Annotated in this window: 22 protein-coding genes; 8 read left to right on the top strand and 14 right to left on the bottom strand. The window is 55.7% G+C overall.

The window, feature by feature from the left end:
- Window positions 1-147: 147 nt before the first annotated feature.
- Window positions 148-321: a hypothetical protein gene (locus Poly21_RS27795; protein ID WP_302119936.1), complete on the top strand. Its 174-nt coding sequence runs from the start codon at window positions 148-150 to the stop codon at window positions 319-321.
- A gap of 116 nt (window positions 322-437) precedes the next feature.
- On the opposite strand, the gene arsS is transcribed toward Poly21_RS27795, so the two are convergent.
- The 5 genes from arsS to Poly21_RS20750 form a co-directional block, all read right to left on the bottom strand.
- The gene (gene arsS / locus Poly21_RS20735; RefSeq protein ID WP_146408980.1) at window positions 438-1,484 is read right to left on the bottom strand and encodes an arsenosugar biosynthesis radical SAM (seleno)protein ArsS; all 1,047 of its coding nucleotides are present in this window, start codon (window positions 1,482-1,484) and stop codon (window positions 438-440) included.
- Between the two features lie 87 nt (window positions 1,485-1,571).
- Window positions 1,572-2,747, bottom strand: coding sequence for a DUF8838 domain-containing protein (locus Poly21_RS20740; RefSeq protein WP_146408981.1), 1,176 nt, complete (start codon window positions 2,745-2,747; stop codon window positions 1,572-1,574).
- A 187-nt stretch (window positions 2,748-2,934) separates the two neighbouring features.
- Entirely contained in the window at window positions 2,935-4,503 is a 1,569-nt protein-coding gene (locus tag Poly21_RS20745; protein WP_302119940.1) for a mercuric reductase, read from the bottom strand.
- 281 nt (window positions 4,504-4,784) lie between these two features.
- Window positions 4,785-5,039, bottom strand: coding sequence for an anti-sigma factor family protein (locus tag Poly21_RS28535; protein WP_496109475.1), 255 nt, complete (start codon window positions 5,037-5,039; stop codon window positions 4,785-4,787).
- 15 nt (window positions 5,040-5,054) lie between these two features.
- On the bottom strand, window positions 5,055-5,642 hold the full coding sequence (locus Poly21_RS20750; protein ID WP_146408982.1) for a sigma-70 family RNA polymerase sigma factor: 588 nt from the start codon (window positions 5,640-5,642) through the stop codon (window positions 5,055-5,057).
- A 67-nt stretch (window positions 5,643-5,709) separates the two neighbouring features.
- Between Poly21_RS20750 and Poly21_RS20755 the strand changes: the two genes are divergently transcribed.
- Window positions 5,710-6,171 carry a hypothetical protein gene (locus Poly21_RS20755; protein WP_146408983.1) on the top strand — a complete coding sequence of 154 codons (462 nt, stop codon included), beginning with the start codon at window positions 5,710-5,712 and terminating at the stop codon, window positions 6,169-6,171.
- A 77-nt stretch (window positions 6,172-6,248) separates the two neighbouring features.
- Here Poly21_RS20755 and Poly21_RS20760 read toward each other — a convergent pair whose 3' ends face one another.
- The gene (locus Poly21_RS20760; RefSeq protein ID WP_302119944.1) at window positions 6,249-6,542 is read right to left on the bottom strand and encodes a hypothetical protein; all 294 of its coding nucleotides are present in this window, start codon (window positions 6,540-6,542) and stop codon (window positions 6,249-6,251) included.
- 190 nt (window positions 6,543-6,732) lie between these two features.
- Window positions 6,733-7,947 (bottom strand): DUF1559 domain-containing protein, encoded by a 1,215-nt coding sequence (locus Poly21_RS20765; RefSeq protein WP_146408985.1) that lies wholly within the window; start codon window positions 7,945-7,947, stop codon window positions 6,733-6,735.
- Between the two features lie 44 nt (window positions 7,948-7,991).
- Between Poly21_RS20765 and Poly21_RS27800 the strand changes: the two genes are divergently transcribed.
- Complete coding sequence (locus Poly21_RS27800) at window positions 7,992-8,168, top strand: hypothetical protein (protein ID WP_302119946.1); 177 nt, start codon at window positions 7,992-7,994, stop codon at window positions 8,166-8,168.
- A 233-nt stretch (window positions 8,169-8,401) separates the two neighbouring features.
- Here the strand turns inward: Poly21_RS27800 and Poly21_RS27805 are convergent, their stop codons facing one another.
- Window positions 8,402-8,566, bottom strand: a complete 165-nt coding sequence (locus Poly21_RS27805) for a hypothetical protein (protein WP_302119948.1) — start codon at window positions 8,564-8,566, stop codon at window positions 8,402-8,404.
- 28 nt (window positions 8,567-8,594) lie between these two features.
- Between Poly21_RS27805 and Poly21_RS20770 the strand changes: the two genes are divergently transcribed.
- Together Poly21_RS20770 and Poly21_RS20775 are read left to right on the top strand one after the other, a co-directional pair.
- Entirely contained in the window at window positions 8,595-10,016 is a 1,422-nt protein-coding gene (locus tag Poly21_RS20770) for a sulfatase family protein (protein WP_146408986.1), read from the top strand.
- An 11-nt stretch (window positions 10,017-10,027) separates the two neighbouring features.
- Window positions 10,028-11,188: a DUF3500 domain-containing protein gene (locus Poly21_RS20775; RefSeq protein ID WP_146408987.1), complete on the top strand. Its 1,161-nt coding sequence runs from the start codon at window positions 10,028-10,030 to the stop codon at window positions 11,186-11,188.
- Between the two features lie 138 nt (window positions 11,189-11,326).
- On the opposite strand, the gene Poly21_RS20780 is transcribed toward Poly21_RS20775, so the two are convergent.
- The 4 genes from Poly21_RS20780 to Poly21_RS20795 all read right to left on the bottom strand — a co-directional run bounded on the left by Poly21_RS20780 (window position 11,327) and on the right by Poly21_RS20795 (window position 16,301).
- Window positions 11,327-12,790, bottom strand: a complete 1,464-nt coding sequence (locus tag Poly21_RS20780; protein ID WP_146408988.1) for a pectate lyase family protein — start codon at window positions 12,788-12,790, stop codon at window positions 11,327-11,329.
- Between the two features lie 322 nt (window positions 12,791-13,112).
- Window positions 13,113-14,210 (bottom strand): hypothetical protein, encoded by a 1,098-nt coding sequence (locus Poly21_RS20785; RefSeq protein WP_302119950.1) that lies wholly within the window; start codon window positions 14,208-14,210, stop codon window positions 13,113-13,115.
- A 288-nt stretch (window positions 14,211-14,498) separates the two neighbouring features.
- Entirely contained in the window at window positions 14,499-15,362 is an 864-nt protein-coding gene (locus tag Poly21_RS20790; RefSeq protein ID WP_146408990.1) for an alpha/beta hydrolase, read from the bottom strand.
- Between the two features lie 162 nt (window positions 15,363-15,524).
- On the bottom strand, window positions 15,525-16,301 hold the full coding sequence (locus tag Poly21_RS20795; protein WP_146408991.1) for an AraC family transcriptional regulator: 777 nt from the start codon (window positions 16,299-16,301) through the stop codon (window positions 15,525-15,527).
- A gap of 79 nt (window positions 16,302-16,380) precedes the next feature.
- On the opposite strand from Poly21_RS20795, the gene Poly21_RS20800 reads away from it, so the two are divergent.
- On the top strand, window positions 16,381-19,587 hold the full coding sequence (locus Poly21_RS20800; RefSeq protein ID WP_302119953.1) for a DUF1553 domain-containing protein: 3,207 nt from the start codon (window positions 16,381-16,383) through the stop codon (window positions 19,585-19,587).
- 2 nt (window positions 19,588-19,589) lie between these two features.
- The gene (locus tag Poly21_RS20805) at window positions 19,590-21,035 is read left to right on the top strand and encodes a DUF1501 domain-containing protein (protein WP_146408992.1); all 1,446 of its coding nucleotides are present in this window, start codon (window positions 19,590-19,592) and stop codon (window positions 21,033-21,035) included.
- Between the two features lie 165 nt (window positions 21,036-21,200).
- Here the strand turns inward: Poly21_RS20805 and Poly21_RS20810 are convergent, their stop codons facing one another.
- A complete protein-coding gene (locus Poly21_RS20810) occupies window positions 21,201-22,391 on the bottom strand; it encodes a Gfo/Idh/MocA family protein (RefSeq protein WP_146408993.1) in 1,191 nt (396 codons plus the stop codon).
- Between the two features lie 154 nt (window positions 22,392-22,545).
- On the opposite strand from Poly21_RS20810, the gene Poly21_RS20815 reads away from it, so the two are divergent.
- Window positions 22,546-23,376, top strand: coding sequence for a 3-keto-alpha-glucoside-1,2-lyase-like domain-containing protein (locus Poly21_RS20815; RefSeq protein ID WP_302119955.1), 831 nt, complete (start codon window positions 22,546-22,548; stop codon window positions 23,374-23,376).
- Here the strand turns inward: Poly21_RS20815 and Poly21_RS20820 are convergent.
- Window positions 23,360-24,976, bottom strand: a complete 1,617-nt coding sequence (locus Poly21_RS20820; RefSeq protein WP_146408995.1) for a sulfatase-like hydrolase/transferase — start codon at window positions 24,974-24,976, stop codon at window positions 23,360-23,362. The two genes, Poly21_RS20815 and Poly21_RS20820, sit on opposite strands and share 17 nt — an antisense overlap.
- Window positions 24,977-25,090 lie beyond the last annotated feature (114 nt).

The following is a 25,090-nucleotide window of genomic DNA, read 5'->3' on the forward strand; positions in this document are numbered from 1 at the left end:
CCGGTCGGAATTGTTTGCGGAAGGTGCTTCCGACTTCCTGTCGAATGAATATCGCCTGGAACGAGCGATTCGTTTTTTAGATTCGCGACCCGACAAACCGCTCTGCCTGAGCACTACTTCGCCCAACAAGACATCACGCCACCGAAATTGCCAGCGGACCTGCGAAACGTCGAAGAACGCCAAGTCGGATATGACTACGTCGACCAAGCAAAGATGCCGAGAGAACGAATAACGCGACAGATGCAGGCAATGACCGGAATCGACCGCATGATGGGTGAACTTGGTGACAAGCCGAACAAAGACGCCGGGGCGACAGACTAGTTGCCGATTGATTTACGAACCCAACCTGCTCGTGAGTCACTTCATTTCGCACCTCACTCGCGCTTCGGGTCAAGATTTTTGCATTCGGATAGCGCAGGCACGAACTCAGCAGGCTGCTAGGCCACGACGGCACCCTGGCAACTCGATCCGCAACCGGCTGTGCAGCCGAAGCAATGTCGGCCTGTTTGTACGGGACGATTCATAAGTTGGTCAGCGTCGAATTCGGATATGTGTTGAGGAAGGTCGCCAGACAATCCCATCTGCAGCATCTGGTTGAAGTCGCAATCAAACAGACGACCCTGCCAATCGACCGAGACCATCGTGCGACACATTACACCCTCCACGGTGACGGGGTTGAAACTGTCGATCAACTTTTGCAAATACTCGTCGAGCTGATCGTTGCGTAGCAGGTCGTCGAGAAAGCGACTGATAGGCAAATTGGTGATTGTGTGCAGCTCGGAAAAAACGATGTCGTACCGCGCCGCTAACTCGGTGCGGTACACGTCTTCGAGCTTACCTTGGGATGGCGGCAGCGATGTACCGGTTGGATTGTAAACAAGCGTCAACTTGCGTCCAGAATTTGGGTGGCCGTAACCGAGTGCATTGAGCCGTCGCAGCGCCGCGATCGAGCTTCGAAACACGCCATCACCTCGCTGGCTATCACAGTTCTCTTCCATGTAGCAGGGCAGAGAGGCAACCACCTCGACGTTGTGTTCGGCCAGGAATTCGGGTAAGTCCTTAAAGCCATTCGCCATGAGGATCGTCAAGTTGCACCGGTCAATCACGCGGCGTCCTAGCTTGTGCGCCTCTTCAACGAGCCAGCGGAAATTCGGGTTCATCTCCGGTGCGCCACCAGTGATGTCTAGCGTCGGAATGTCATTATTTGCAAGGACATCCATGATGGCTTGAGCAGTTTCTCGTGTCATGCTCTCGCGACGATCGGGGCCGGCATCGACGTGGCAATGGGTGCATGTTTGATTGCACAGCTTTCCGACATTTATCTGCAGGACCTCAATGCCGATGGCATGCAGGGGCGGCAATCCACTGTGTTGTAATTGCTGGTTGAAGTACGGCTGTCGAGGGTTCGTCTCACCGTCGAGAATTTCTCGCTGCCTAGCTGCGTTGGCGAGTTCGCTTTTCTGTCGTAGCAGTGATAATTGCATGTTGATTCCTGTGCAGAGCCGAGGCATCCAGCCTGGGACGATTGATGATTTTCAAAGAATACGGGCTGGAAGCCGAGGCGAGGTTCGCTAGCAGCACGGTCCATCGTCGCTACAACCATGACCAGCATCCGTCGTCGCATCGTACTCAAGGCCCTTGGTCTCTCGTGGATGTCGTCGCGCGTGGCGTTTGCAGTCAAAGGGCTTCGCGGTTTCCAACGAAATCATCTCACGAGGCTCGATCGCGTCGAACATCTCTGCGTACGGCGATTGTTGAAGCAAGTTGAACGTCTTGTCGCACACGGCCATTCGCTCACCGCGATAGTAGGTGTGGCCGTCATCATCTTCAACCTTCCTAAAGGGCCCGCGGTACGAGACTGCTTGCCCACGCTCCCAGCACGGACCGTGCTTGCCTTTGTATGCGACAACGGTGACTGAGCGAAACTCGATGCCCTCGACAGTCCGCCAGGGCTCGCTTTGCCGTTTGACAATTTCAATACCATGAAAGCCTGCAGCCTCGAACGCTTTCAGAAATTCGTCCTCGCGAAATGCGCCGGTGATGCACCCTGACCAGAGATCCGGGTCTTGCTGCAAACGCTCAGGGACGTTTTCATCGCTAACAATATCACTGATCGCCGCGCGACCTCCGCGACGCAACACGCGAAAGATTTCAGCAAACAGTTGTCGGCGATCCTGCTGGCGGACGAGGTTCAAAACGCAGTTCGACAGGACACAGTCGATGGAGTCGTCGGCAATGAGCGGTTGTTGACGCCGCAGACGTTCTTCAACATGTCGCAGCGACAGGTATCCCACCGGATCGTGTATGGGGCGTTCAGATAACTCGGCGGCCAGCTGATCGAGATCGAGGCCTAGATCTTGGATCAGTCCGTAGCGAAAATCAACGTTCGCAAAGCCTAGTTTGTCAGCGACAGCGGGCGCATGCTTGCGGGCGAGGCCGAGCATCTCGGCATTGCAGTCGACACCGATCACGCGTCCTTCACGGCCGACGACTTGGGCGGCGATATAACACAACTTGCCACCGCCACTGCCCAAATCGAGCACCGTTTCTCCAGAGCGAATGAAGGGCGTGGGGTCCCCGCATCCATAATCCCGCTCGATGATCTCTTGAGGGATGACGTCGAGTAGCTCCGTCGAGTACTGGACGGGGCAGCAGAGCGCAGGCTCGACCGCGTGAGCGGCAGCGGCGTACCGCTGATAGACAGAGGATTCAGGCGGCTGGGCATCGGTGATCGTCATGGGTTCCATATTACCGACTTTCGTGAGGACGCGAGCGACAAAGTAGCCACTGAACGGTTTTTCGGCGTTCGTCGAGGAGGACGCTCAACGGAGAGAATTCTTACAAAGTTTAGCGGACTTTTTCATAGCGAATCGTCCAGCTTGTCAGTTGGGCCGATTGAGGCGCTGAGCCAGAGCGTAAACAGCGCCGCTGCAACTAACGAGTCCAAGCTAGCCACTTATGGAACGCCGCTTTGACAAATGGGGTCAATCGCGTGCGGCTGTATTGGTCTCCTAGTTTCCGAATTGCCTCGGCTTGCGTGGGATACGGGTGAATGCTGTTGCCGATTTTTGCCAGACCTAAGCCGTGGGTCATGGCTAGGGTGATCTCCGAAATCATGTCGCCAGCGTTGCGGGCAACGATCGTCGCACCCAGGATTTGGTCGCTCCCCTGCTTGGTATGCACTTTTACGAAACCTTCATCATCACCTTCTAAAATGGCGCGATCGACGTCGCTGAAGTGCTGAACGTAGGTGTCCAGTTCGATCCCCTGTTCAATCGCCTCGTGTTCATAGAGTCCGACGTGAGCGATCTCCGGCGACGTGTAAGTGGACCACGGAATCGTTAGGTCACTCGACTTTTTACGCCCTTTGAACAGCGTATTTTGAATCACGATCCGAGCCATGAAGTCGGCTGCGTGCGTGAACTGATAGGGAGAGCAAATATCACCGGCCGCATAGATGCGCGCGTTCGTCGTTTGCATGTGATCGTTGACTGTGACGCCCTTTTCATTGTATTCAACGTTAACCGCGTCAAGGTTCAAGCCTTCAACGTTGGGCGCCCGGCCGACTGCGATGAGAAGTTGATCGATCGGTTCGTCATACCTCTTGCTATGTGACTCGACGGTCAGCCGAATTCCACCACCGCTTTTAATTTCAAGCTTCCGTCCGCAGCAAAGCAATTTCACACCATCGTGCAACATCGCCTGCTGGACAATCGCTGCGGCTTGGCGGTCCTCGCGGGGCAAAACACCGTGCTCCGACTCAACCAGAAGTACCTCGCTGCCGAGTTGTGCAAACGTTTGAGCCAACTCGCAGCCGATCGGACCGGCGCCAACAATGCCCAATCGTTGCGGTAGCTCGGTTAGTGAGAAGACGGTTTCGTTGGTTAGGTAGTCAACACTCTCCAGTCCAGGGATTGGCGGTGCCGCCGCGCGTGCTCCGGTCGCGATGACTGCGCGTTTGAACTTCAGTTTTGTGCCATCGACATCGACGGTGCTCGAATCGTCAAAGCGGGCTTGTCCGAAATAGACATCGACCCCCAGATCGCGAAAACGGGCTGCCGAGTCGTTGTGACTGATGTGGGCACGAAGCCGTCGCATCCGTTCCATCACTTTGGTGAAGTCAACCCTCACATCATCGGGGACGTTGACACCGAACCTGCCAGCATTCTTCACTGCCGCAGCGACGCGTGCGGCGCTGATCATCCCTTTGGACGGCACGCAGCCGACGTTGAGGCAGTCGCCGCCCATCATACTACGTTCGACCAGCGCGACCTTTGCACCGAGTCCGGCTGCACCCACCGCAGTAACCAGCCCCGCCGTACCCGCGCCGATGACAACTAGATTGTACCGAGCATCGGGCGTGGGGTTCTTCCACTCGGTGGGATGAACGTTCCCTACGAGATTACGGTTGAACTCATCGTTGGGGCGAGTTTGAGGAAACCCCTGGAGAACTGGCTCATCAACAACGGCTGCGTTCGAATCTCGGATCATTGGGAAAGTCATGCTTTTCTATCGAGGTTGTTGGTTCTGAATGCTGTCGAAGGTCAGCGACGCTGGCCCGCCTTCCAGCGTCGATTTCAACGCGATCGGAGAGTGAGCTGCAAATTCCGTGACTTTACTTGCCAGTGGTTTGGAATCGTTAGCGTACCCGCGCTCTCGAGGTGTGCCCAATCCAGTTATCGTCGACGAACCCCAGAGCTCCGTCAGGGGATGCCGCAAAGCTGGCATTTCAGCTCAACGCAATCACAGCGGTACGACAAAAATGGTCTTCCGTAAAAGCCCAGCTAGCGTGATTCCAGTAACTTCTGAATACGCTGCCTCGCTTCGATGGGAAGTTTGACCGATGAGACATTTGCTGGGAGTGGCCCCTGATCACGTTCATCCAGGATGCGCTTGCGCAGCACCAGTTGGTCACGGCGAAATGCGGCGCAAAGCCGGCACATGCTCAAGCGCATCCAGACCGACAAGCGTCGACGCAGTGGCAGCGGGCGATCGAGGGATTGGGAGACCAGCTTGGTCGTTTCTTTGCAGGACAGCATGACGGCGGAGCCAAATTACTCGTTTTCTTGAAGCCAACGCGTTTTAATGCAGTTGGCCAGCCGCAGGCGTGCGCGATGCAGCAGCACCCACAGATTCGACGCACTGATCTCCAATTCCTTACAAATTTCTGCGGATTCCAAACCCTCCACCTCTCGGAGCATGAATGCCCCGGCCTGCCGCTGCGGTAGGTTTCCCAAGCACGTTTGGAATATTGGCCAGAACTCCTTCCTGTCCACCGCATCAAGAGGTTCCAACAAAGTTTCGCGAACGTTCTTCTTCCAACTCCCATTGCGATCAAAAAATGAATCCCACGGATCGGGAACTTCGAGTCCGTCTAAAGGTGACACGCGATTTCGCTGGCGAATGAAATCGATAATCTTGCGTTTAAGAATTCCCATCAGCCAACCCTGTCGGGATCCAACGCCAGAAAACTGGTCGTGATGCTCCAATCCAGCCAAAAAGGTCTGCTGCACCACGTCCTCGGCCGCCTCTGGATCCCGCAGTCGTGAGAGCGCATAACGATAGAGAGAATCGCCAAATTCGTCGACCCACATCGAAGCATCAGCGGGAGGGCTAGGGAGGCGTTTTGCGGTTTGCTTCATCAGTTTTAAATGAGCGAAAACGGTGGTAATCCGCCAAGATTCGCAAGTTTGTTGAGCGTGGTACCCTATGTCAGCTGCCATCCGCAGCTCGCTGGGCGAGCAGTGGACGCCTGTCCGTGATTTTCCGGCCCCCGCCCCAGACGAGCGTCGACTGAGGCTGCAAACGCGACAGTTTCCGCGGAGCTTACGTTTTGAAACGAAGCCCAGCAGTGATCAAAGATGGGAATTGCGTTTGGTTCCCAAACCGCTTCATGAGTACGCTGACGAAAATGCCGGCATCAAGTACGGGGCGATTTTCGGGTTCTGTCAGGGAACCGATACGGAATTGCTGGTCTTGATCGAGGCACGCGACAACGGGGACAAGCAGGCATGGCAATACGCGATCGCACCATTGAGCGACTATCCCATCACCGCAGACCTTGCCGACGGCAGCACCTGGAAATCGCCCGACGGGACGATCAACGAAAACGGAAAACCGCATTTCTGGAGTTTCGTCGAAAAGCGTCCCAAGCCTGACTTTGAAAAGTGAAGGCATGTCGAGGTGGGATGTGCCACGCGAGTGCGCCCCCCTCCTTGAGAATCTGTCCCGCTAAGTCGTGCTGGGAATTACAGCTTGGTCAGCGGCGGGTTGCTGCGAACGATCTCACCGGAGTCCGATACTTTCAAATAATATGACGCCCCGATGTGGACACGTGTGGAGAACACAGAGTCTCCCGTTGACTCCAGCTTCTCCCACATGTTGACCCGGTAGTTACCGTTGTGGTGCCGGCAGACTTCCACGCGTTCCAGGCCGGGGGGCCGACCGGTTTTCTCCAAAATCTGCGATTTGATGGTTTCGGTGTGGTCTGATTCCGCCGCAGAGTCATCTTTCTGCGGGGCTGCTTGATCGACTTTTGCCATAATTTCCTCGGCCAATGAGATACGGTGATAGGCCCGACTGTATCGTAAAAACGCCTGGTTCGATACGCGGGCCCACCCATTATGGACGAAGCGACTCAGTCGCGGCGGTCTGGTTCCAGCGACCGCCTCTCCCGGGAGGCGGTTACCTCCGCGAGGAGCTCGATGTGGAATTTGTGGAACGAATGAGCGTTTAAAAGTCACCCTGCAGCGTTTCACTGCTGCCTCGCGTGCCAAGACTTCCCCAAAGTCCGAACGGACTGCCAGAACCGGGAGGCAGGTAGTTGTGAATCGTCACTTGCGCAGAATTCACGTTTCCAGCTTCGATCGAATCCGTAATGAACTTGACGGCTCCGTCACCCATCAGAACATGAGCGCCACCTTGGTGGCGACTGCTGATCGACGCGAGGTATTCCTCGTGATAGTTGCCGTGGTGGCAGGTTTCGCTATTGGGAGGCAACATCGTGAAAAACGCTGAGTAGAGCGCATTGGCCGCCATCCATTTCGATCCTCGACGGTCTTCGATCGATGCCGTAATGGATTGCGTGGGACTCCAGAACTGCGGACGCGCTGGATCGATTCCGCCACGACATCGCAGCAGACCGCCCACGTCCCACTGGGCGGCCGTGCGTCCGCCTGCACTCGCTGGTGTCGATCGAATGTCGTTGTCGCCGAGATCTGTCATGATCTCTCCGCACATTATCGTATTGGATAAACCGTCGAGGATGTCTCGGAAGGCCATTTTCTTGCGATAAACGAAAGCCCCACGTGATGCCGCCTGGACGTAACTAACATGCGTTGCGTCGGAGATGCCAGCCTGGTTCACATACGATTCGGCATCACGGGTAGCATGATTCGCATCGCCCCAGCAAGCTGCGTAGTTCGTTCGCCCCAAGCTGGGTAACCCCTTCCCCGGATCGCTTGGGCAGCGATATCCAGCAACATCAGTGATCCAGGGGTCGTAGGGATTCGCGCTCAGGACTGCGACCGTCGTCGTCGGCAGTGGCCCCATTGCCTGCCAAACCAATCCACCGGTGGTCACATAGGGATTGCTGATTTGCTGCCACAGTGCCTGCTGCTCTATGAATGGCGTGATACCAACTAAAAAGCTGAGGCGATTATAGCTGTTACCACCACCACCAGGGGAAGCGTTGGGCGTATCGTATAGCGCACCGGCATAGTTGTACGTTCCTGTGCCTTGTAGAGGCATGTTGTCATAGGCTGCGTGGTAGTTGTGAATGGCCAAGCCAATCTGTTTGAAATTGTTGCTACAGCTCATTCGGCGGGCGGCCTCGCGAGCCGCTTGAACTGCGGGAAGCAGCAACCCCACCAAAACGCCGATGATCGCAATCACGACCAGCAGCTCCACGAGCGTGAAGCCGTTTCGATTCTGATATCTCTGAAACATTAAATAAGCACCCAAATATAAAGGATCTGAAATTGGCAATTCCAATGCCTCCGCGTACCTACGCGACGCATTGTGTCAATTCAATCGGTGATGTCGGTGGATGCTGCGGGGTCGAGTTTCAGGTCACCATGTTGTTCCACATGGGCTTTCATCTCATCCTCCGTCGCGACGACGCCACCCCCATCACCACAACCAACAACAAGGCTCAAGAGAACAAGTAGTAGCGAAAAATGACCTAATCGAATCATTCGAGACACTTTATGTAAGCGAAAAAGTTTATATCTTGGCATTGAAAACCGGCTGGCCAGCAAAGTAGCGGCGTCGGTTAAAGAAAATCCTCGAACCTGGGGCAATCTGCGCTCGGTGCCCCCGTCGATGCGATGCCCGCCCAACGCTGGAAGTGGCAGCCAACGATTCAGATCGTTTCCCCAGACGCCATTCGCACCACCTCCGGCTAGCCTGCGGTTACAATTGGCAGGTGTTCATCGAGCAAACGCATCGCGATGGGCGATGTTTCGTATTCGCTGTTTCGTATTGGCTGCCTGTTGATGTACTTAGCCGATGCGCCCGCGAGGCAGTGCATCCCGTCGATGGCTTCCTTCTCGGGTGCATGTCTCATTTACTTCCAGCTGAGAGTCGTTTCATTCATGATTTCTTACGATTGTCGAAATCGGATAGTTTGGGTTTCGATTTTTCTCCTGGCCGCGATAACGAGCGCGGCAGCCGAAGAACAACGTAGACCCAATGTCATATTGATGATGAGCGACGACCAAGGGTGGGGCGACGTTGGATTCAATGGGAATGCCGACGTCATGACTCCCAACCTGGACTCGATGGCCGCGGCGGGCGTGCGGTTTAATCGATTCTACGCGGCGGCCCCGCTCTGTTCACCTACTCGAGGTAGCTGTTTAACGGGTCGCTTTCCATTTCGTTTCGGTATTCTGGCGGCACACACCGGGGGAATGCGGGTAGGCGAGATAACCATCCCTGAAATGTTTCGCAAGCAAGACTATGCCACGGGCTTCTTTGGCAAGTGGCATATTGGCTGGGTCAAACCTGACGAAGTCGGCACCCGCGGCTTTTACTCGCCGCCATCGCACCACGGATTCGATGAGTATTTCGCGACGACGAGCGCAGTACCGACCTGGGACCCGACGGTGACTCCCGCAGATTGGGGCAGTTGGGGTGGTGAACCCGGCCAGCCGTGGAAAGGTGGCTTTCCGTATGTTCATAACGGCGTCGAAGCCAAGGAGAATCTTGATGGAGATGACAGCCGTGTGATCATGGATAGGGTGATCCCGTTCGTGGAGTCTCATGCGGACGCGCCGTTTTTCGCGACGGTCTGGTTTCACGCACCACACGAGCCCGTGGTCGCAGGAGAATCATACAAGCAGCCGTACCGTAAGTTTGGCAAAGCGCGTCAGAACTATTATGGCTGCATCACTGCCATGGACGAGCAGATTGGCCGATTGCGTGCAAAGCTTCGTGAGTTAGGCATTGAAAAACGCACGTTAATTTTCTTCTGCAGCGACAATGGTCCCGCGGATGGTTTAGCGAAGAAAGGTGTTGCGTCGGCAGGACCTTTCAAAGGCCATAAACATACGATGTACGAAGGCGGCGTGTTGGTACCGGCCTGTGCGGAATGGCCGGGTGTCATCCCTGCCGGTGGGGCGACCAGCGTTCGCTGCAGTACAGTTGATTTCCTGCCCACGATCGCCGCCCTGACGAACAACAAGAAATCGCAGAAAGACTCGCGGCCAATCGATGGAATCAATTTGATGCCCGTGATCCACGGGGAAGTATCCCAGCGTCCCATTCCACTGTTTTTCGGATATCGACGCCTCCATCAAGGAATCGATGGCCAAGCGTTGATCGCTGGCAACTGGAAAATTTTGCGGGAAGCTAAGAAAAATGGTCGCGTTCGGCTCTATAATCTGGCCGAGGATCCCTTTGAAGAGCACGATCTCGCGGATCAGTTTCCAGCGCGTGCTGAGCAGATGGGCAGGCAGTTGAGCGACCTGGATGCAAGCTGTCAACGAAGCCGCGATGGCGCGGATTACCGCTATTAGAAAGAAGTGCAATGCTTAGAAAAATTGGATGGATCACGTTTCCGCTCGTCGCGGTCTTGGGTACTTGTGTTGTCGTGTACTCACAGCGACCAGGGGCTCGATCGGGCAACAATCCAACCACGGACGACCCTTTCGTCGGCATTACGACGTCCGAAGGTATTCGACCGGAATTATTTTCGATCAAATCCACCGGGGTATCGACCGAGCCTGTTCGCGACGCCGCCAAGGCATTCCTGGCGGGTTTGAGCGAAGAGCAGCGTCAGCGGACGGTCTTTCCTGTCGACGATTCCGAATGGCGTCAGTGGGACAATCGGCATCGACCGAAGCGACAAGGCGTTGGGTTCGACGAGATGTCCGCTGAACAAAGAACGCTGGCTTTCGAACTGTTCGGCGAGAGTCTGAGCGCTAAAGGGCTGAAGAAAACCCAGGATATGATGAAGCTCAATGGCACGCTCGCAGAACTCGCCAACAACTTCGACGAGTACGGCGAGTGGTTGTACTGGATCACGGTCATGGGCGAACCGTCCGATACCGAGCCGTGGGGTTGGCAGCTCGATGGGCACCACGTCGTCGTCAACTATTTCGTGCTAGGTGACCAAGTGGTTATGAGCCCAGTGTTCATGGGAGCGGAGCCGGTGGAAGCCAAAGCTGGAAAATTCAAAGGTACGATTGTCATGCAAGACGAGCAGAACGAAGGGTTGGCATTCATGCTGAGCTTGACCGATGACCAGCGGTCCAAGGCTATTTTGATGAAGGACAAGAACGGCAATAACAACTTGACGGAGGCGTACAAGGACAACATTGTGCTCGATTATGCCGGTATCATCGGAGCGGAGCTTAGCGATGAGCAGAAGAGCGGACTGTTGAGCTTGATCGAAGAATACGTGGGCAACATGCGTGACGAACACGCGGAGATCCGCATGTCGGAAGTGAAAGAGCACTTGGACGAAACTTACTTTGCTTGGATCGGCGGAACTACCGACGATAGCGTCTACTACTATCGGATTCACAGCCCCGTGGTCTTGATCGAGTTCGATCATCAACGTCGGGTTGCACCGTTTCGGACCGCCGAACCCACACGCGATCATATCCATACGGTGATCCGAACTCCCAATGGGAATGATTATGGCAAAGATCTGTTAAGACAGCACTACCATACTCACCCTCACTGATCGAATCCGCCTCACCGGCAGGTATGCCTTCTTCAGCGGGAAACTGCTCAATATTGGCGGATTGGCCTTGGTACGGTATCGCTCGGGCGCATCGATTGGTGCGTGCCCGATTGGTGTGGGCCCGATCGGCCGGCATTATCAGCCTCCCGCAGCGAGGGAATGCAGATACTCCTCCAAGTTAGTGTAGCCATCGCTGTCGGTATCGCTATTAGGGCCGGTGCCGAGTGAGCCAAACGTCTGGGTTTCCCAGGCGTCGGCAATTCCATCGTTATCCCGGTCACTGGGGACCTCCGTCATCTCCTGAAGTTGCGGCCAGCCGCCCACGTCGTGGGGGTCACTAACGAACCGGCCGGTGCCGCTGAGTAGCTCGCCAAACAGCCGCGTGTCAACGGAATCTTTGACTAGATTAGCGCCAGCATTGGCGATGACACCGTCTCTGATGGCGGTGGGCGACATGGTAGCGGTGTGCTGTAACGGGAAGTCGAAGGGGGTGATTGATTGCCAGGCAGCCGGGGCGGGTTCCTGCATATAAACGCCGCAACCGGATTCACAACCGATTGCGTCCCACTCGGGAGTACGCTCTGACGGGCGCTTGCTGTTTATATTTCCTCGCGCGTACGCTGTCACACCATGGTTAAGAGCGATCGAGTATCGCGAGCTAGAGGTTTCGGGGCCTGCAATGTGATAGTTGTTGATCAAGTTGACCGCGACGGGGGATCCGTTATCGGAAAACACGGTGCCAAAGGAACCGAAATTGTAGACCAGATTATTGACCAGCTCGAACTTCGTGCCACCGCCGACGCCCCCTCCCACCAAGGGATTTCGCTGATTGTTGTGAGCAAAGAGGTTGTTATAGAAGGTCACTTCGCTACTGCCGTTTCCAATCAGAGGCCCCATCGAGTGCGGGTTGGGATAGGCGGCGTGATTGGGATCGGTGGTGTAGGCGTGGGTGCTGTTATAAAGAGCTTCCGAGAAGATGCAATTTTGGAAGGTCATCCGGGAGGGGCCATAAGGGTTGACCAGCTCATCGGTGCTCCAGGAAAAGCTGCAGTGGTCAAAGATGAAGTCGGTGCCGGATCCTGTTAGCAACAGGTTGTCACCATCCACCTCGGGAGCCAGACCAGGGCCGCGGCGGAATCTCAAGTATCGGCAAATGATGTTGCTGCTGCCTGATACCGTCACCAATGTATTGGAGCTCGTGCCCTGGTTGATTTTTAAGGTGATCCCCTCGCCGCCATTGCGGAAGGCGGTTTCGCCCGCGATCGTTTTGTCCGATGAAATGTTGACGCGACTTTGCAGATTGATGGTGCCAGCCACTTCAAAGAGGACGTAGGCGGCGCCGTCTTTCTGCAGTGCTGACCGCAGACTTCCGACCCCCGCATCATTCAGATTCGTGACCTTTCTAACCTCGCCGCCACGGCCACCGGTAGCGTAGCTCCCCCAACCCAGGGCGTGGGGGAAGGCGGGCAAGTGGGCGCCCGCCGGGTGAGGCCTTTCTCGATGGACATCGGAACTGATCGGGTTGTCATCACCCCAACTGATCGAGCAGGCGAAACAGAGCAGCCCCAAGGTGGCCGCGGGATTGGCCCAGGATCGGTTCATGTGCTGTTCTTCCGGCGAATTAGGGTTGGGGTTGATCACGATTTGTCAAAACGAGTTACTGCAAGTAATCCGAGGCGACGCTTGACCACGTCTTGCCGATGCGAATGTTATCAAGTTCTACGGGATCACAGTGCTTGGAATACAGACGCAACGATGGAGGGCTTTCGCGCTCAGGCGGGATCCATCGAGCCGCAACAGGTAATCGCAACAGCCGTCCGAGTTTGGAATCAATTTCTCGGGATTTTTCAAAATTCGCAGCATCGACTCCAGCTCTCAGTCATGTAGGCGACCAATCTTTCCACCGATGGGTGAGCAAATGAGCTCAGTGGGTAGATCCGTCGAGCTGCCAGCGAACCAAGGTGACCAACTGTGAATGCTCGATGCCGGTCTCGAATAGCGATTGCGGATCCGTGATTGGCACGACCCCCGCGACCATCCAGTGGCCTGCTTCGCCACGGACCACCGTTTTCAGTCCCGCGGTGCTGAGTTCCAACCGCTCGACTTCGATTCCATCAGCAACCTTGACCGTTGTCGGCTCTTCTGGAGCCGAGATCATTTGTAGGTTCAGTTGAATTCGTGTCTGGTTTTGCGGGTCGCCGACGTCGACTCGCAAATCGCCAGTGATGCCGGTCGTGACTGTCTGAATGACCGGTTGATAACCAATGTTTCGGCGAGAGGAATCCGTCAATGTCATGCCCATTCCAGGCTGGTCACCTACGACTGGAGTGACGCTCGCGGTGAAGGTTCGCTCGACTCCCGACGACATGTGTGCGGTGTGATGGTTCTCGCAACGGATTGAAATCTGATAGGCGTCCTGTTGGCCAGCCATTGTTTTTAATTGTTCCGCCGTCAATTCCGGCACATCCAGCGGTGATCCTTCAGCGAGCTGCACCATAACGACGTCGACGCGGACCAACGGCAACGATTCACGGCCGGCTCGCAAACCGTCCAGCAAGGCCAGCACGCGGGCCTGCGTGGGAGCATCAGCGGTGACAATCAGCTGATTCCCTAGTCCGCTGCAGACGGGCGTATTCCGATGTTCTGAAGCACCGTTAGTGGCCACGCCATGCGTCTCATATCCATTCGCATCGATTGTCTGGGATCTTGCCTGAGTCCCAGACGCTTGAGGAAAAGCGTGGAGCTCGATGAGCGATTGCAGAACCTGATTAGTAATCGTGTCGCTGGCGAGACCACTGGAGGACGCGCTAATCGCGCCGTAGCCCATGCCGCCGCCCATCCCTCCGCCGCCCATTCCACCCATGTGCGTCGCGACGCGCCCACTACTCGATTGGGGAGATTCAAGCGGTTGGTCGACCAACTCACTGACGTCGTACAGCTTCGTTTCGTAACCCTCGGGTTTATCCTCAGCTCTTCCCGATGAACTAAGAATGGCGAGCGTGACCGAGATGAACGCAATCATGGAAAGTCGAACAGTGGGCGTCAAACTGTGGGGTGTCATCTAACTTCTCCAAAGGGGGGCGAGGGAACCACTTTATCTTATCAAAGTAGATTAAGGGTCACGCGCGACGGCCCATGGAAAATGATTTCTCGGCCTACACCTGGCTCCACAAAAACCTGACCCAACGTAGCGTTCGTGTGACACAGACCTCGTCAAGGAAAACGCGAATCATCAGGCATCCCATGCAATGCGAGCAGCGACAAAACTACTCGCGCTCTTTATCGAGCTGCGGGAGGGCGGCCTCTCGTACTATTTCTTTTGGAGAAGTTTGGTGTCGACCAACCAATCGCACATCCGCTGCGGCCATTCACCAGCGGCGGTGGTTGAGTCTGGACGAAACCCAAAGCCGTGGCTGGCATTGCTGTAGATGTGCATTTCGCAGGGCACGTTGGCTTCTTTGTATTGCAGGTAGACCTTGGCCATCCCGATGGAAATGTCGTCGCGATCATGAAATCCGAAGGCAATGAACGCGGGCGGCATCCCGGGCTGCACCGTGAACGTGCCTGATTTGCCTGGATAGATCAGTCCTTGGAAGTCGGGTCGGCTGCTGACTCGTTCAATCGGGTCGTCACTCTGCGGGTCTCCGTCGACAGGGTGCATTGCGGAATAGGCCGCCAGCTCGCCGCCGGCTGAGAAGCCCACGATACCAATCCGACTGGGATTGATTTTCCAAGTTTCGGCATTGGCTCGGACCATGCGAATGGCGCGGCGAGTGTCATCCATCGCGTCACCTTCCAGGGTGTAGGGCGAACCAGGTTCACGACAAAGTCGGTATCGCAACACAAATGCAGCAATACCGTGGTCCGCAAACCACTGAGCTAGTGAGTCGCCTTCATGCCCCAAGCAGAGCATTCGATGGCCACCGCCCGGAGCGATTAAAACAGCGGTGCCCGTCGATTTTCCGTCGGCGGGCAGGTAGGGCGTGATCGATGGGTGATGCACGTTGGTAAGATTGGTTCCTTGCCACTTTTCTGGTTCATGCATGCGGTCGACGGAACCTGGAGCCCCCTCGGCCCAGAGCGGAATCTGTTGAGGTAGATCCGCCGCCAACGAATGAGCTGACCAGGCAGCAGACAGACTCAGAATTAAGAAAAACGAGCGGAAACGTGTCATGTTGAACTCTTCAAGGGAATTGGATTTTTTTGCCAGTATAGCTGGCTGACTACGCGATCAGGCGAGCGAGAGCTCTTTCGCAGTGTCCCAAACGCCCGCTCGTGATGGGGATGATTGGGTGACAGATGACGAACTGAGAAAGTCCTAGAAAACGGAGTTGATCTATGCAGAGGTACGATTTGACGCGGGCTTTGCACGATCAGCGGAATTGATGCGTTTGCGGTACGCTGAAGGTGCCATGCTCATGACTCGCCGAAAGCTGCGGCTGAAATGAGCATGATCGTAAAAGCCGCATGACTGGGCAATGTCGGTAATGTTCTTGTCCGTCTCGCGAAGCAGAGCGGCGGCGTGTTCGATCCGAATTCGAATTAGATATTGCCGTGGTGAGGATCCGAATGCGAGCCGAAACCGTCGTTCGAAGTGGCTGATAGAGAGGCCTGCCATCTCGGCCAGTTCCTCGGTGGCGATTTCCCCGGCCAGATTCTCATGCAGGTGCGTGATGACATCGGCCATGGCATCGGCAGTTCCCGATTGCATCCGTTCGATTTGCCGCGAAAAGCCCGCGATGCCGATGACGCGCCCGCGGCGATCGCGCAGCGGGATTTTACTCGTTGTCACCAGACGCGGTGAACCGGCGTCTTCGGGAGCGCTCTCGATTCGGTTAAGGATGGGCTGGCCCGATCGCATCACATGCTGGTCGTCCTCGCAGTAGTTCGCTGCGCGGGTGGCGGGAAAGAAGTCATGATCCGTCTTTCCGATCGCCTCCTCTTCTGAAATGACACCACAGTATTCGCACCCGCGTCGATTCAGTGCCATAAAACGCCCGCTTCGATCTTTGACAAAGAAAGACACGTCAGGCAGTAGGTCGAACAGAGCGAGGACCTGTCGGCCGGATTCGACGCGGGCAAAAAATGTGTCCGCAGAGGGTGTGTTTTTCATGCTGCAATTTTACACGAATAAAGTCACGGCGTGCAAGACTCACCCTGTTGATCGTTCATACTGGGGGAAACTCAATGACATGTCAGTCAAGCCCATCGTGGTCATTATGAAATACATTTATCTTGCTTCCTTCTTACTCCTGTGGCTGCCGGGCCTCGGCAGCCCTGCGATCGTCTGGGCGGGCGATATTGATTTCAATCGCGACATTCGTCCGATCCTGTCGGACAAGTGCATGTATTGTCACGGTCCGGATGCGAACACCCGCGAAGCCGACCTGCGACTCGATATCCGCGAAGACGCCGAATACGTCCTTACCTCGGGTGAGTTGATCGACCGGGTGTGCAGTGATGATCCTGACATGCTAATGCCACCCCCGGGATCAAATCTATCTCTCAGTGAAGCTGAACAGGATCTGCTTGAAGAATGGATCCAAGCCGGCGCACCCTACGCCCAGCATTGGGCATTTGAGTTGTTGCCACAGTCGATCGATCTGCCAGATGTCGATAATGAGGAGTGGCTGCGGGAGACGCTTGACCGTTTCGTTTTGGCAGGCATGGAGGCCGCTCAGCTAGAGCCGAACTCGGAAGTGACTCCACTTCGGTGGCTGCGCCGCGTCACGATGGACCTGACCGGATTACCACCGCAACCGGAGGACATTGAGCGGTTTGTGGCGCAGTGCGAGGCTGATCTTGACGCTGCCTATACGGCAGCGGTGGATCGATTACTCGAATCGCCGGCGTTCGGTGAGCACATGGCCGTCGGCTGGCTCGATTTGGCGCGGTATGCAGATTCATATGGCTACCAGTCTGACAAACTCAATACACAGTGGCCCTACCGGGATTGGGTCGTCAACGCGTTTAATGACAATCTGCCGTACGACGACTTTCTCACGTGGCAGATAGCTGGTGATTTATTGGAAAGTCCCACCGCTGATCAGCTGTTGGCGACCGCCTTCAATCGCATCCACCGGCTCAATAACGAGGGGGGAGCGGTCTTCGAAGAATGGCGAATCGAGAATGTGTCCGATCGCGTGCATACCTTCGGGACTGCGGTGTTGGGGCTCACGATGGAGTGCTGCCGCTGTCACGACCATAAATACGATCCCATCTCCATGCGAGACTATTATTCTCTGTCGGCGTTTTTCAATTCGATCGACGAAAGTGGTGTCTACGATCGCACCGAAAAGGTGCCCTGCCCCTCGATGCTGTTGCCAACCGAAACGCAATCGGCCGCGTTGATCCAGGCCCAATCAAAACTTGTTGAAGCTCAACAAAAATATGCATCTCAAGTTCGTGAAGCCTCCACGCGTTGGCAAGCATGGCGGAAGGCGACCGCGGCGAATGATGCTCCGGTGGATGCCGATTTGCGAGTTGCGCTGTCATTCGATCGAGGCTTCGATAATTCAATCAAGGACATTTATCACCCTTCAGAGGGTGACCGTAGTTGGGCCGAGATGCCCACCCGTGTCGCGGTGCCTGAGCTGGATATCCCACGCCTTGAACTCAACGATGCGGCTGACATTCTTGAAAAGTCGGCTGCGTTTGAGCGATCAGCGTTATCGCTCGATGGCGAGCGGGGCGTGACGGTCCACGGAATCGAGCCACTGGATCGATGGACACCGTTTAGCGTCGTGATCACGCTGCGAGAAACGAAACGAGTCGCACAACGCAGTTTGATCGCCCACCATACTCGCGGCACCGATTGCGGTTACAACGGTTGGGACCTCACGATTGTCGACGGGTATGTCGAATCGCGAATGGCGCGAGTCTGGCCTGGCAACGCGATTGGAGTTCGCACCGTCGATCCGATTCCTGCCGATCAGTGGCTACAGCTGGCTGCCACGTACGATGGATCGTCGACCGCCAAAGGGCTGCGTCTGTACTTGAACGGCCAACCTTTGGCGACAACCGTGCTGCGGGATGAGGTGAAAAAGAGTGTCAACGTCAAAGTCGATCACGGCGGCGAGTTCGTTGTGGGACAACGCTTCCGTGCTCGCGGACTCGACGGTGGACTGATCGATGACGTGCGTCTCTACACGCGTAATCTGTCGGAAGCAGAACTCAGCTATCTGGCTACCGGCCAGTTTCAAGCCTGTGAACCGTACTACGTCTCAGCGGTTGATGAAGAATGCCGAAGCGCGTTCATGCGGCTCAACGAAGCTCGACGAGAAGTGGTGCTCGCCGAAGAGGCGATGCACGAAATCCCGATCATGCATGAGATGGACACACCTCGGGAAACTCACCAATTGGCCCGCGGTCAGTACGACGCACCCACGGACATCTCAACCCGCGTCTCACGAAGTGTGCCGAGTAGTCTGTCACTGCCGTTTTCAGACGATCTGCCTCGCAATCGACTCGGGCTCGCTCGGTGGGTAACGGATCCCTCGCATCCGCTAACTGCTCGCGTCGCCGTGAATCATGTGTGGGGCAATTTCTTCGAGAGTCCGCTCGTTCGTACGCCCGAAAATTTTGGATTGCAAGGCGAGTTGCCAACCCATCCGCAGCTGCTCGACTGGTTGGCTCGCGACTTCATCAACAGTGACTGGGATGTGAAACGGTTGTGCCGTAGTGTCGTGCTATCGGCAACCTATCGACAAGATTCTGCGACCAGTCCGGAGAAACAGCGAGCTGACCCCGACAATCGGCTGCTGGCACGCGGTCCGGCTTACCGCTATTCCGCTGAACAGATTCGAGATCTCACGCTCGCAGCCAGTGGTTTGTTGAACGCGCAGACGGGCGGCCCTCCGGTCTCACCCTATCAACCTGGCGAGGACTTGTGGAAAGAGGCCAATGGCATGTCGCCACCCTGGCAGCAGTCCGTCGGACAGGCGTTATACCGTCGTTCTCTGTATTCAGTCTGGAAGCGTACCGTCCCTTTGCCCAACATGATGGCGTTTGACTCAAGCACACGCGAAGTGTGCACGGTGGCGCGGTCGCGGACGAACACACCGATCCAAGCACTGGTGCTACTCAACGATATCCAGTTCGTGGAAGCAGCCCGTGTATTGGCCGAACGAACGATGGATGCGTCCGACCCTGCCCAAGGAATCCGCAACGCGTTTCTGCGACTGACGGGACGGTACCCCGATGCGCTGGAAGTGGAATTACTGTTCGGACTGTTCGTCGACGAACGCGCCTACTTTGCTGCGAACGAACAAGCCGCCGAAGAGCTGATCGGACTCGGAGATGCCGAACCAAGTTCCGAAGTATCTGCTATCGATCTCGCTGCCATGACAACGACGTGCCAAGCCATCATCAATCTCGACGCCACTATTTGGAAGCGATAAACATGCGCAATCACTGTACCGATCAAACGGCTATCAACCGGCGGCATTTTTTTCGTAGTGGCGCAGCGGGAATTGGCGTAGCTGCCCTTGCAAACCTGATGCGAAGCACGGGCTACGCAAGCCCCAGTTCCGCGGCCCCATCGCGTAACGAGGGACTGCATTTTGCTCCGCGAGCCAAACGCGTGATCTATCTATGTCAGTCGGGAGGACCTGCCCAGCATGATCTATTCGATTACAAACCACTGCTCAATGAACAGCATGGGAAGGAATTACCGGATTCGGTCCGGGGTGAACAGCGACTAACCGGCATGTCGGCCAACCAGTCATCGTTGCCGCTGGCTGGGTCGCAGTTCAAGTTTGCTCAGCACGGTCAGTCGGGCGCCTGGCTCAGTGAGCTCCTGCCGCATCACCGTGAAATTGTCGATGATGTGTGCTTCATCAAATCGATGTACACCGAAGCAATCAATCACGATCCTGCAATCACATTCTTTCAGACGGGCTCCCAGATTGCGGGCCGGCCATCATTGGGGGCATGGCTGTCGTACGGACTTGGCAGCGAGAACAAGGACCTGCCGTCATTTATCGTGCTGGTCTCGGCCAATCAAGGTGGGCAGCCGCTGTACTCACGGCTCTGGGGGAGCGGGTTTCTGGATTCACGCCATCAAGGGATTCAGTTTCGCGGTGGCGCCGATCCGGTGCTGTATTTGTCAAATCCTCCAGGCGTGTCGGCCAATCGGCGGCGGGCTCAATTGGATGTGATCGGTAAGCTGAATCAGCATCAATTTGGACAGGAACTCGATCCTGAGATTGAGTCGCGGATCGCACAGTACGAGATGGCGTACCGCATGCAGACCAGTGTACCCGACGCCGCTAACTTTTCTGATGAACCTGAATCGACCTTCGCCGCCTATGGTGAAGACGCACGCCAACCGGGAACCTTCGCCGCCAATTGTCTCTTAGCCAGGCGTTTGGCTGAGCGAGATGTGCGTTTTATCCAGGTATACCATCAAGGCTGGGACCAGCACTCCAACTTGCCTAAACAGATTGCCGAACAGGCTAAAGAGACTGACCAAGCATCCGCTGCTCTCGTCAAAGATCTCAAGCAGCGTGGCCTGCTCGACGACACCCTCGTGATCTGGGGTGGCGAGTTCGGTCGTACCCCCTACTCCCAAGGCACACTCAAACCGAATAATTACGGTCGTGATCACCATCCCCGATGCTTCACCACGTGGATGGCGGGCGGTGGAGTGAAATCGGGAATCACGTACGGCGCAACGGACGAATTTGGGTACAACAATGTAGAAAATCCCGTTCACGTCCACGATTTCAACGCCACGCTCCTGCACTTGATGGGCATCGACCACGAACGACTGAACTTCAAGTACCAAGGCCGTCGCTTCCGTCTCACAGACGTGCACGGCTCTGTCGTTGAAGACATTCTCGCTTGAATAAGACCGCCCTCAACGGGCTAGCGGTGACAACCAGGGAGAGCGGATGCATCGCCCGCCAGCTGTTGCTCGGTAACGGAACTGCTGATCTCGGATGCCACGGCGATCCTCTAAAAAATGCATTGCGATGGAGTTGCCCACGAGAAAACTGGATCGTCACTCGCATCATCCCTGGCGCAGGGGATGGTCGCGTTGAACCAGTGGAAACGCCACATTCATACCACCTTGCCGATGTGACTCAAAAACGGCGCAGATCATCTCAATGGTCAAGGACGCATCGGCAGCGTCACAGAGTGGTTCTCGATTATTTTCAATGGCATCGATCAAGTCTTCGGCGGCCGCATCATGGTGTTGGACGCGGCGAATGGCAGCGGGGTCTGGTTCAGGGACGTTGACCCCGGCACTGGTAATCGGCAACCAACCCGCGGACTTGTCGATTGTGGCAAACGGATTGCCGGGCCGCAAAAACGCCAACGGGTTGCGGTCAGCCTGGATCGCGATGGTGCCTTCGCTACCGATCAATTGCAAGCCAAACCCTTGATTCTGTGTTCCATCGTTGGCAACTGAATCAAAAAACGCGACGACTCCGCTGGCAAGCAGAAACCTCGCATGGAGTTGATTTCCAGCTAAGGGACCTAAGCCCTCAGCACCTTGGAAGATATCTTCGCTGGTCGCCGGTCGTCCATCTTGAAGTAGCACGGCCGAGCAAGTGCGGGGTGGGCCGGCGAGCGCGGTGATCATGTTCAATACGTGTGAACCAAGAACCCAAAGATCCTCGCAGCCGCCACGTCGATCTCCTTTTCCACGCCCTCGAATTTCAAGCAATTTGCCAATCCGGCCGTCTCGCAGAAGGCCCCCAATGACATTCAATGTTGGGTGATATCGATTGCGGTGGGCGACGGCAATGCGAACATTTTGGGCTTGGCTGGCCGCGCGCACTTGATCAGCCTCGGCGGGGGCTCGGACAAACGGCTTTTCGACGTAGATCCCTTTCGCGCCGAACTCGATGGCAGACAAGATCATGTCACTGTGCTGGTCCAAATAACGCGGGCAAACTGCGACAATGTCCGGTTGGACTTTCGCCAACATCTCACGGTAATCCCGATATCCCGCCGCTTCAGGGAGCTTCAACTTCGCAATTTCTCGTGTTCTGCCTTCGTCGTTGACGTCAGCGACCGAGACGATCTCAGTGCGCGGTATTCGCTGCCAAACGGTATCCAAACCATGTCCGTAGTCTCCGCGTCCCGTACTGCCGATGATCGCTACCTCGAACGGACGCGCTGCCGGTTGTCCTTGAGCAGTGAGTGCGGTCGCGGTGAGTCCTGATGCTAACATCGCAAAATTGCGGCGGTCCATGTGCGGTCTTCACTTCTGAAATTCGGAGAGAGTGCGTTCGTCTCACACCTGAGGTGTGACGGCAGCATAAGATAAAAACGACCTCGATTGTAATCTGCACAAATTCCCATGGAAAAAATCCAATCGCATGATCTCCTTCAAGCATCTCAGCGCTATGAAATTGATTTTCACCTCCCTGTTGCTCTTTGTCGTGGCATTGGCATCGCAAACTCGCGCATCGGATCCTCCCAACACCGAACGTGGCCATGCCGATGCCCACAGCGGGAGTGAGTCGACGCAATTCCCGGCAGAAACGAGTCCTGAGCGGGATGCAGTAGCAGGCAACAGGGGCTCTCGCGCCCAGCAGCACGATTGGGATCTGCATTTCGAGGACGACTTTTCCGGCCGTAGCGAGCCCGGCAAAAACTACAGGACGGGTCACGCGATGCAAGCAGGTTGGACAGTCAGGGATAGCGTCTTAGTCGGCAAGCAAGTTCGAGACGATCACGGATCAGTGATCCGCACCGAAGTGAACTTTGACGACATCGACATTTCGTTTGACTTTCGCTTCCATGGCGGCAAGAGTTTCAACTTCGTGATTGATGACAAGAACGAAAAATCGGTCCATGCCGGCCACATCTGTCGAGTGTCCGTCTTTCCGAAACGGTTGATTGCAGGCGACGATAAAACAGGCAGTATGAATTTGGAAGTCCGCGAGCAGCGGAAGAATCCTGCGTTGGCGAAGCAATCGAAGGCTGCATTGGATGCCCTGCTGGCGAGAACGCGTGCCGCCGCCGATGTTGACATTCAGCCGAAGAAGTGGCATCAACTCCGAGTACGGATCGAGGGTGAGTCGATGAACGTGTTCCTCGACGGCGAGATGGTGATCCAATTAAAATCACCTGGCATCGCGCATCCCACCAAGACACAGTTCGGGTTTACCGTTAACGGATCGGTGATCGAGTTTGACAACCTGCGAGTTTTTCAGCCTAAGGTTTCAAAGTAGAAGCCCCTTCGTTCACCATCGCAGCTGTCGGCGGAAGGGCGTCAATGAATTTGGCGTCGGTGCGCCTCAGTTCGGCCAAGGCCATTGCGCGGAGCGATGTTAAGAGCGTTTGATGTTCATCACGCAGTGCCAGGTTAACGAGTTCTTCGGGATCCTCCTGGAGGTCATAGATCTCTTCGATCTCGCCAGCGACCATGTGGCGAATGTACTTGTATTTGCCTGATCGCAGCAGGACATACCAGGGGATTCCACCGACTTCCATGAGGGCCGCCTGGGCTGGCATCGTGTCTGTGTCGGAACCGTATTTTCGTCCCGTGTGCGTCATCAGCATTGGGTGATTCCAGTCGGTCGTCTCTGGGGCAGTGATCAGGGGACGAATGTCCCGGCCATCGGTTCTCCAGGGGATTTCAATCTTGGCCGTATCGGCCAGCAATCGGACAACGTCGGGAGCGTTGACGGGATGCTGGCAAACTTTGCCTTGGGGTATTTTCTCCGCGTGAACAATAATCATCGGCGAAGCCAATGCTGCGTCATACGGTGCAACCTTATTGTTCATCCCATGTTCGCCGAGAGCGAATCCCTGATCGGCGGCGAACACGATCAGCGTGTTATCAAGTTGACCAGTCTCACGCAGCGTCGCCATCAACCGTCCGACACCTTCGTCAATTGCCATCGCGCACTCGTTGGACTGTTGAACCCAGTCATCATAGGACTGACCGGCGGTGTTCGTATTGAAGTTGCTGGCGTCGTAGTCTTTCTGGCGACGGTAAGCTTGCCCATCTGCACCACGCTGCCAGGAAGCAATGTCGGCGAGATACTTTGGTTTCTGCGGCCAGGGCCCAAAAATGTCCGCTGGGAGAGGCGCGTTCTCTCCGGCGAGGGCTCCCTCATGACGATCGGCGGGAGTCGTTGGCCCATGGATGGCTCCGTAGCACAGCCACAGATACCACGGTTTACTAGTATCCCGATTTTCGCCTTGAAGGTATTCCACGGCCCAGTTGGTGTAGTTGTCCGTTGAGTAACCGTCCACTTGCTGATCAACACCGTTGAACGTCACGATTTGATCATAGAAATAGTTGCCCGCGTTCTCAGGTTGACCGGGCCGATTCCAGACAATCTGGTGATCCCAGTCGCGACCGTTGCCCGTATCAATTCCAGTGTGCCATTTGCCAATTTGTGCGGTGTGGTACCCGTTCTTACGCAATTCTGCGGGCCAGAAGCGACATTGTTGAGGGTCATAGACGCAACGAGGGTACGTACCCTCCATCCGCATCGACTGGATTCCATGCTGCAGCCGCCCGGTCAGGAAACTGGCGCGAGACGGCATGCACCAAGCACCAAAATAGGTTCTTTCGAAGCGAATCCCCTGTGCTGCCAAAGCATCGATGTTAGGAGTGCTGACCCAATCAGGTGACTCAGGGTAACAAGACAGCGTTTTGTAGTTCTGGTCGTCAGTGAAGATGAACAGGATGTTGGGTCGTTCTTCCGCAGACGCTATTGCACCGACGATCACTGATAGCAAAAACGTGGCCGTTGATAGCAAAAACGTGGCCGTTGCGAGCGGACCACGGTGACGGCAGACTGTGTGAAGCTGATTCATGGAAGGTTTGAAAGCATTTCGTTTTGACAGCATGAGACCCCGAGGTGCACATCATACCAGACCGCGATTGAGCCATCATGTCAGAGCCCCGCTAAGGAACAATCCGCCTGGCCA

It is taken from the genome of Allorhodopirellula heiligendammensis (assembly GCF_007860105.1).
In the GTDB taxonomy this organism is placed as follows: Bacteria; Planctomycetota; Planctomycetia; order Pirellulales; family Pirellulaceae; genus Rhodopirellula; species Rhodopirellula heiligendammensis.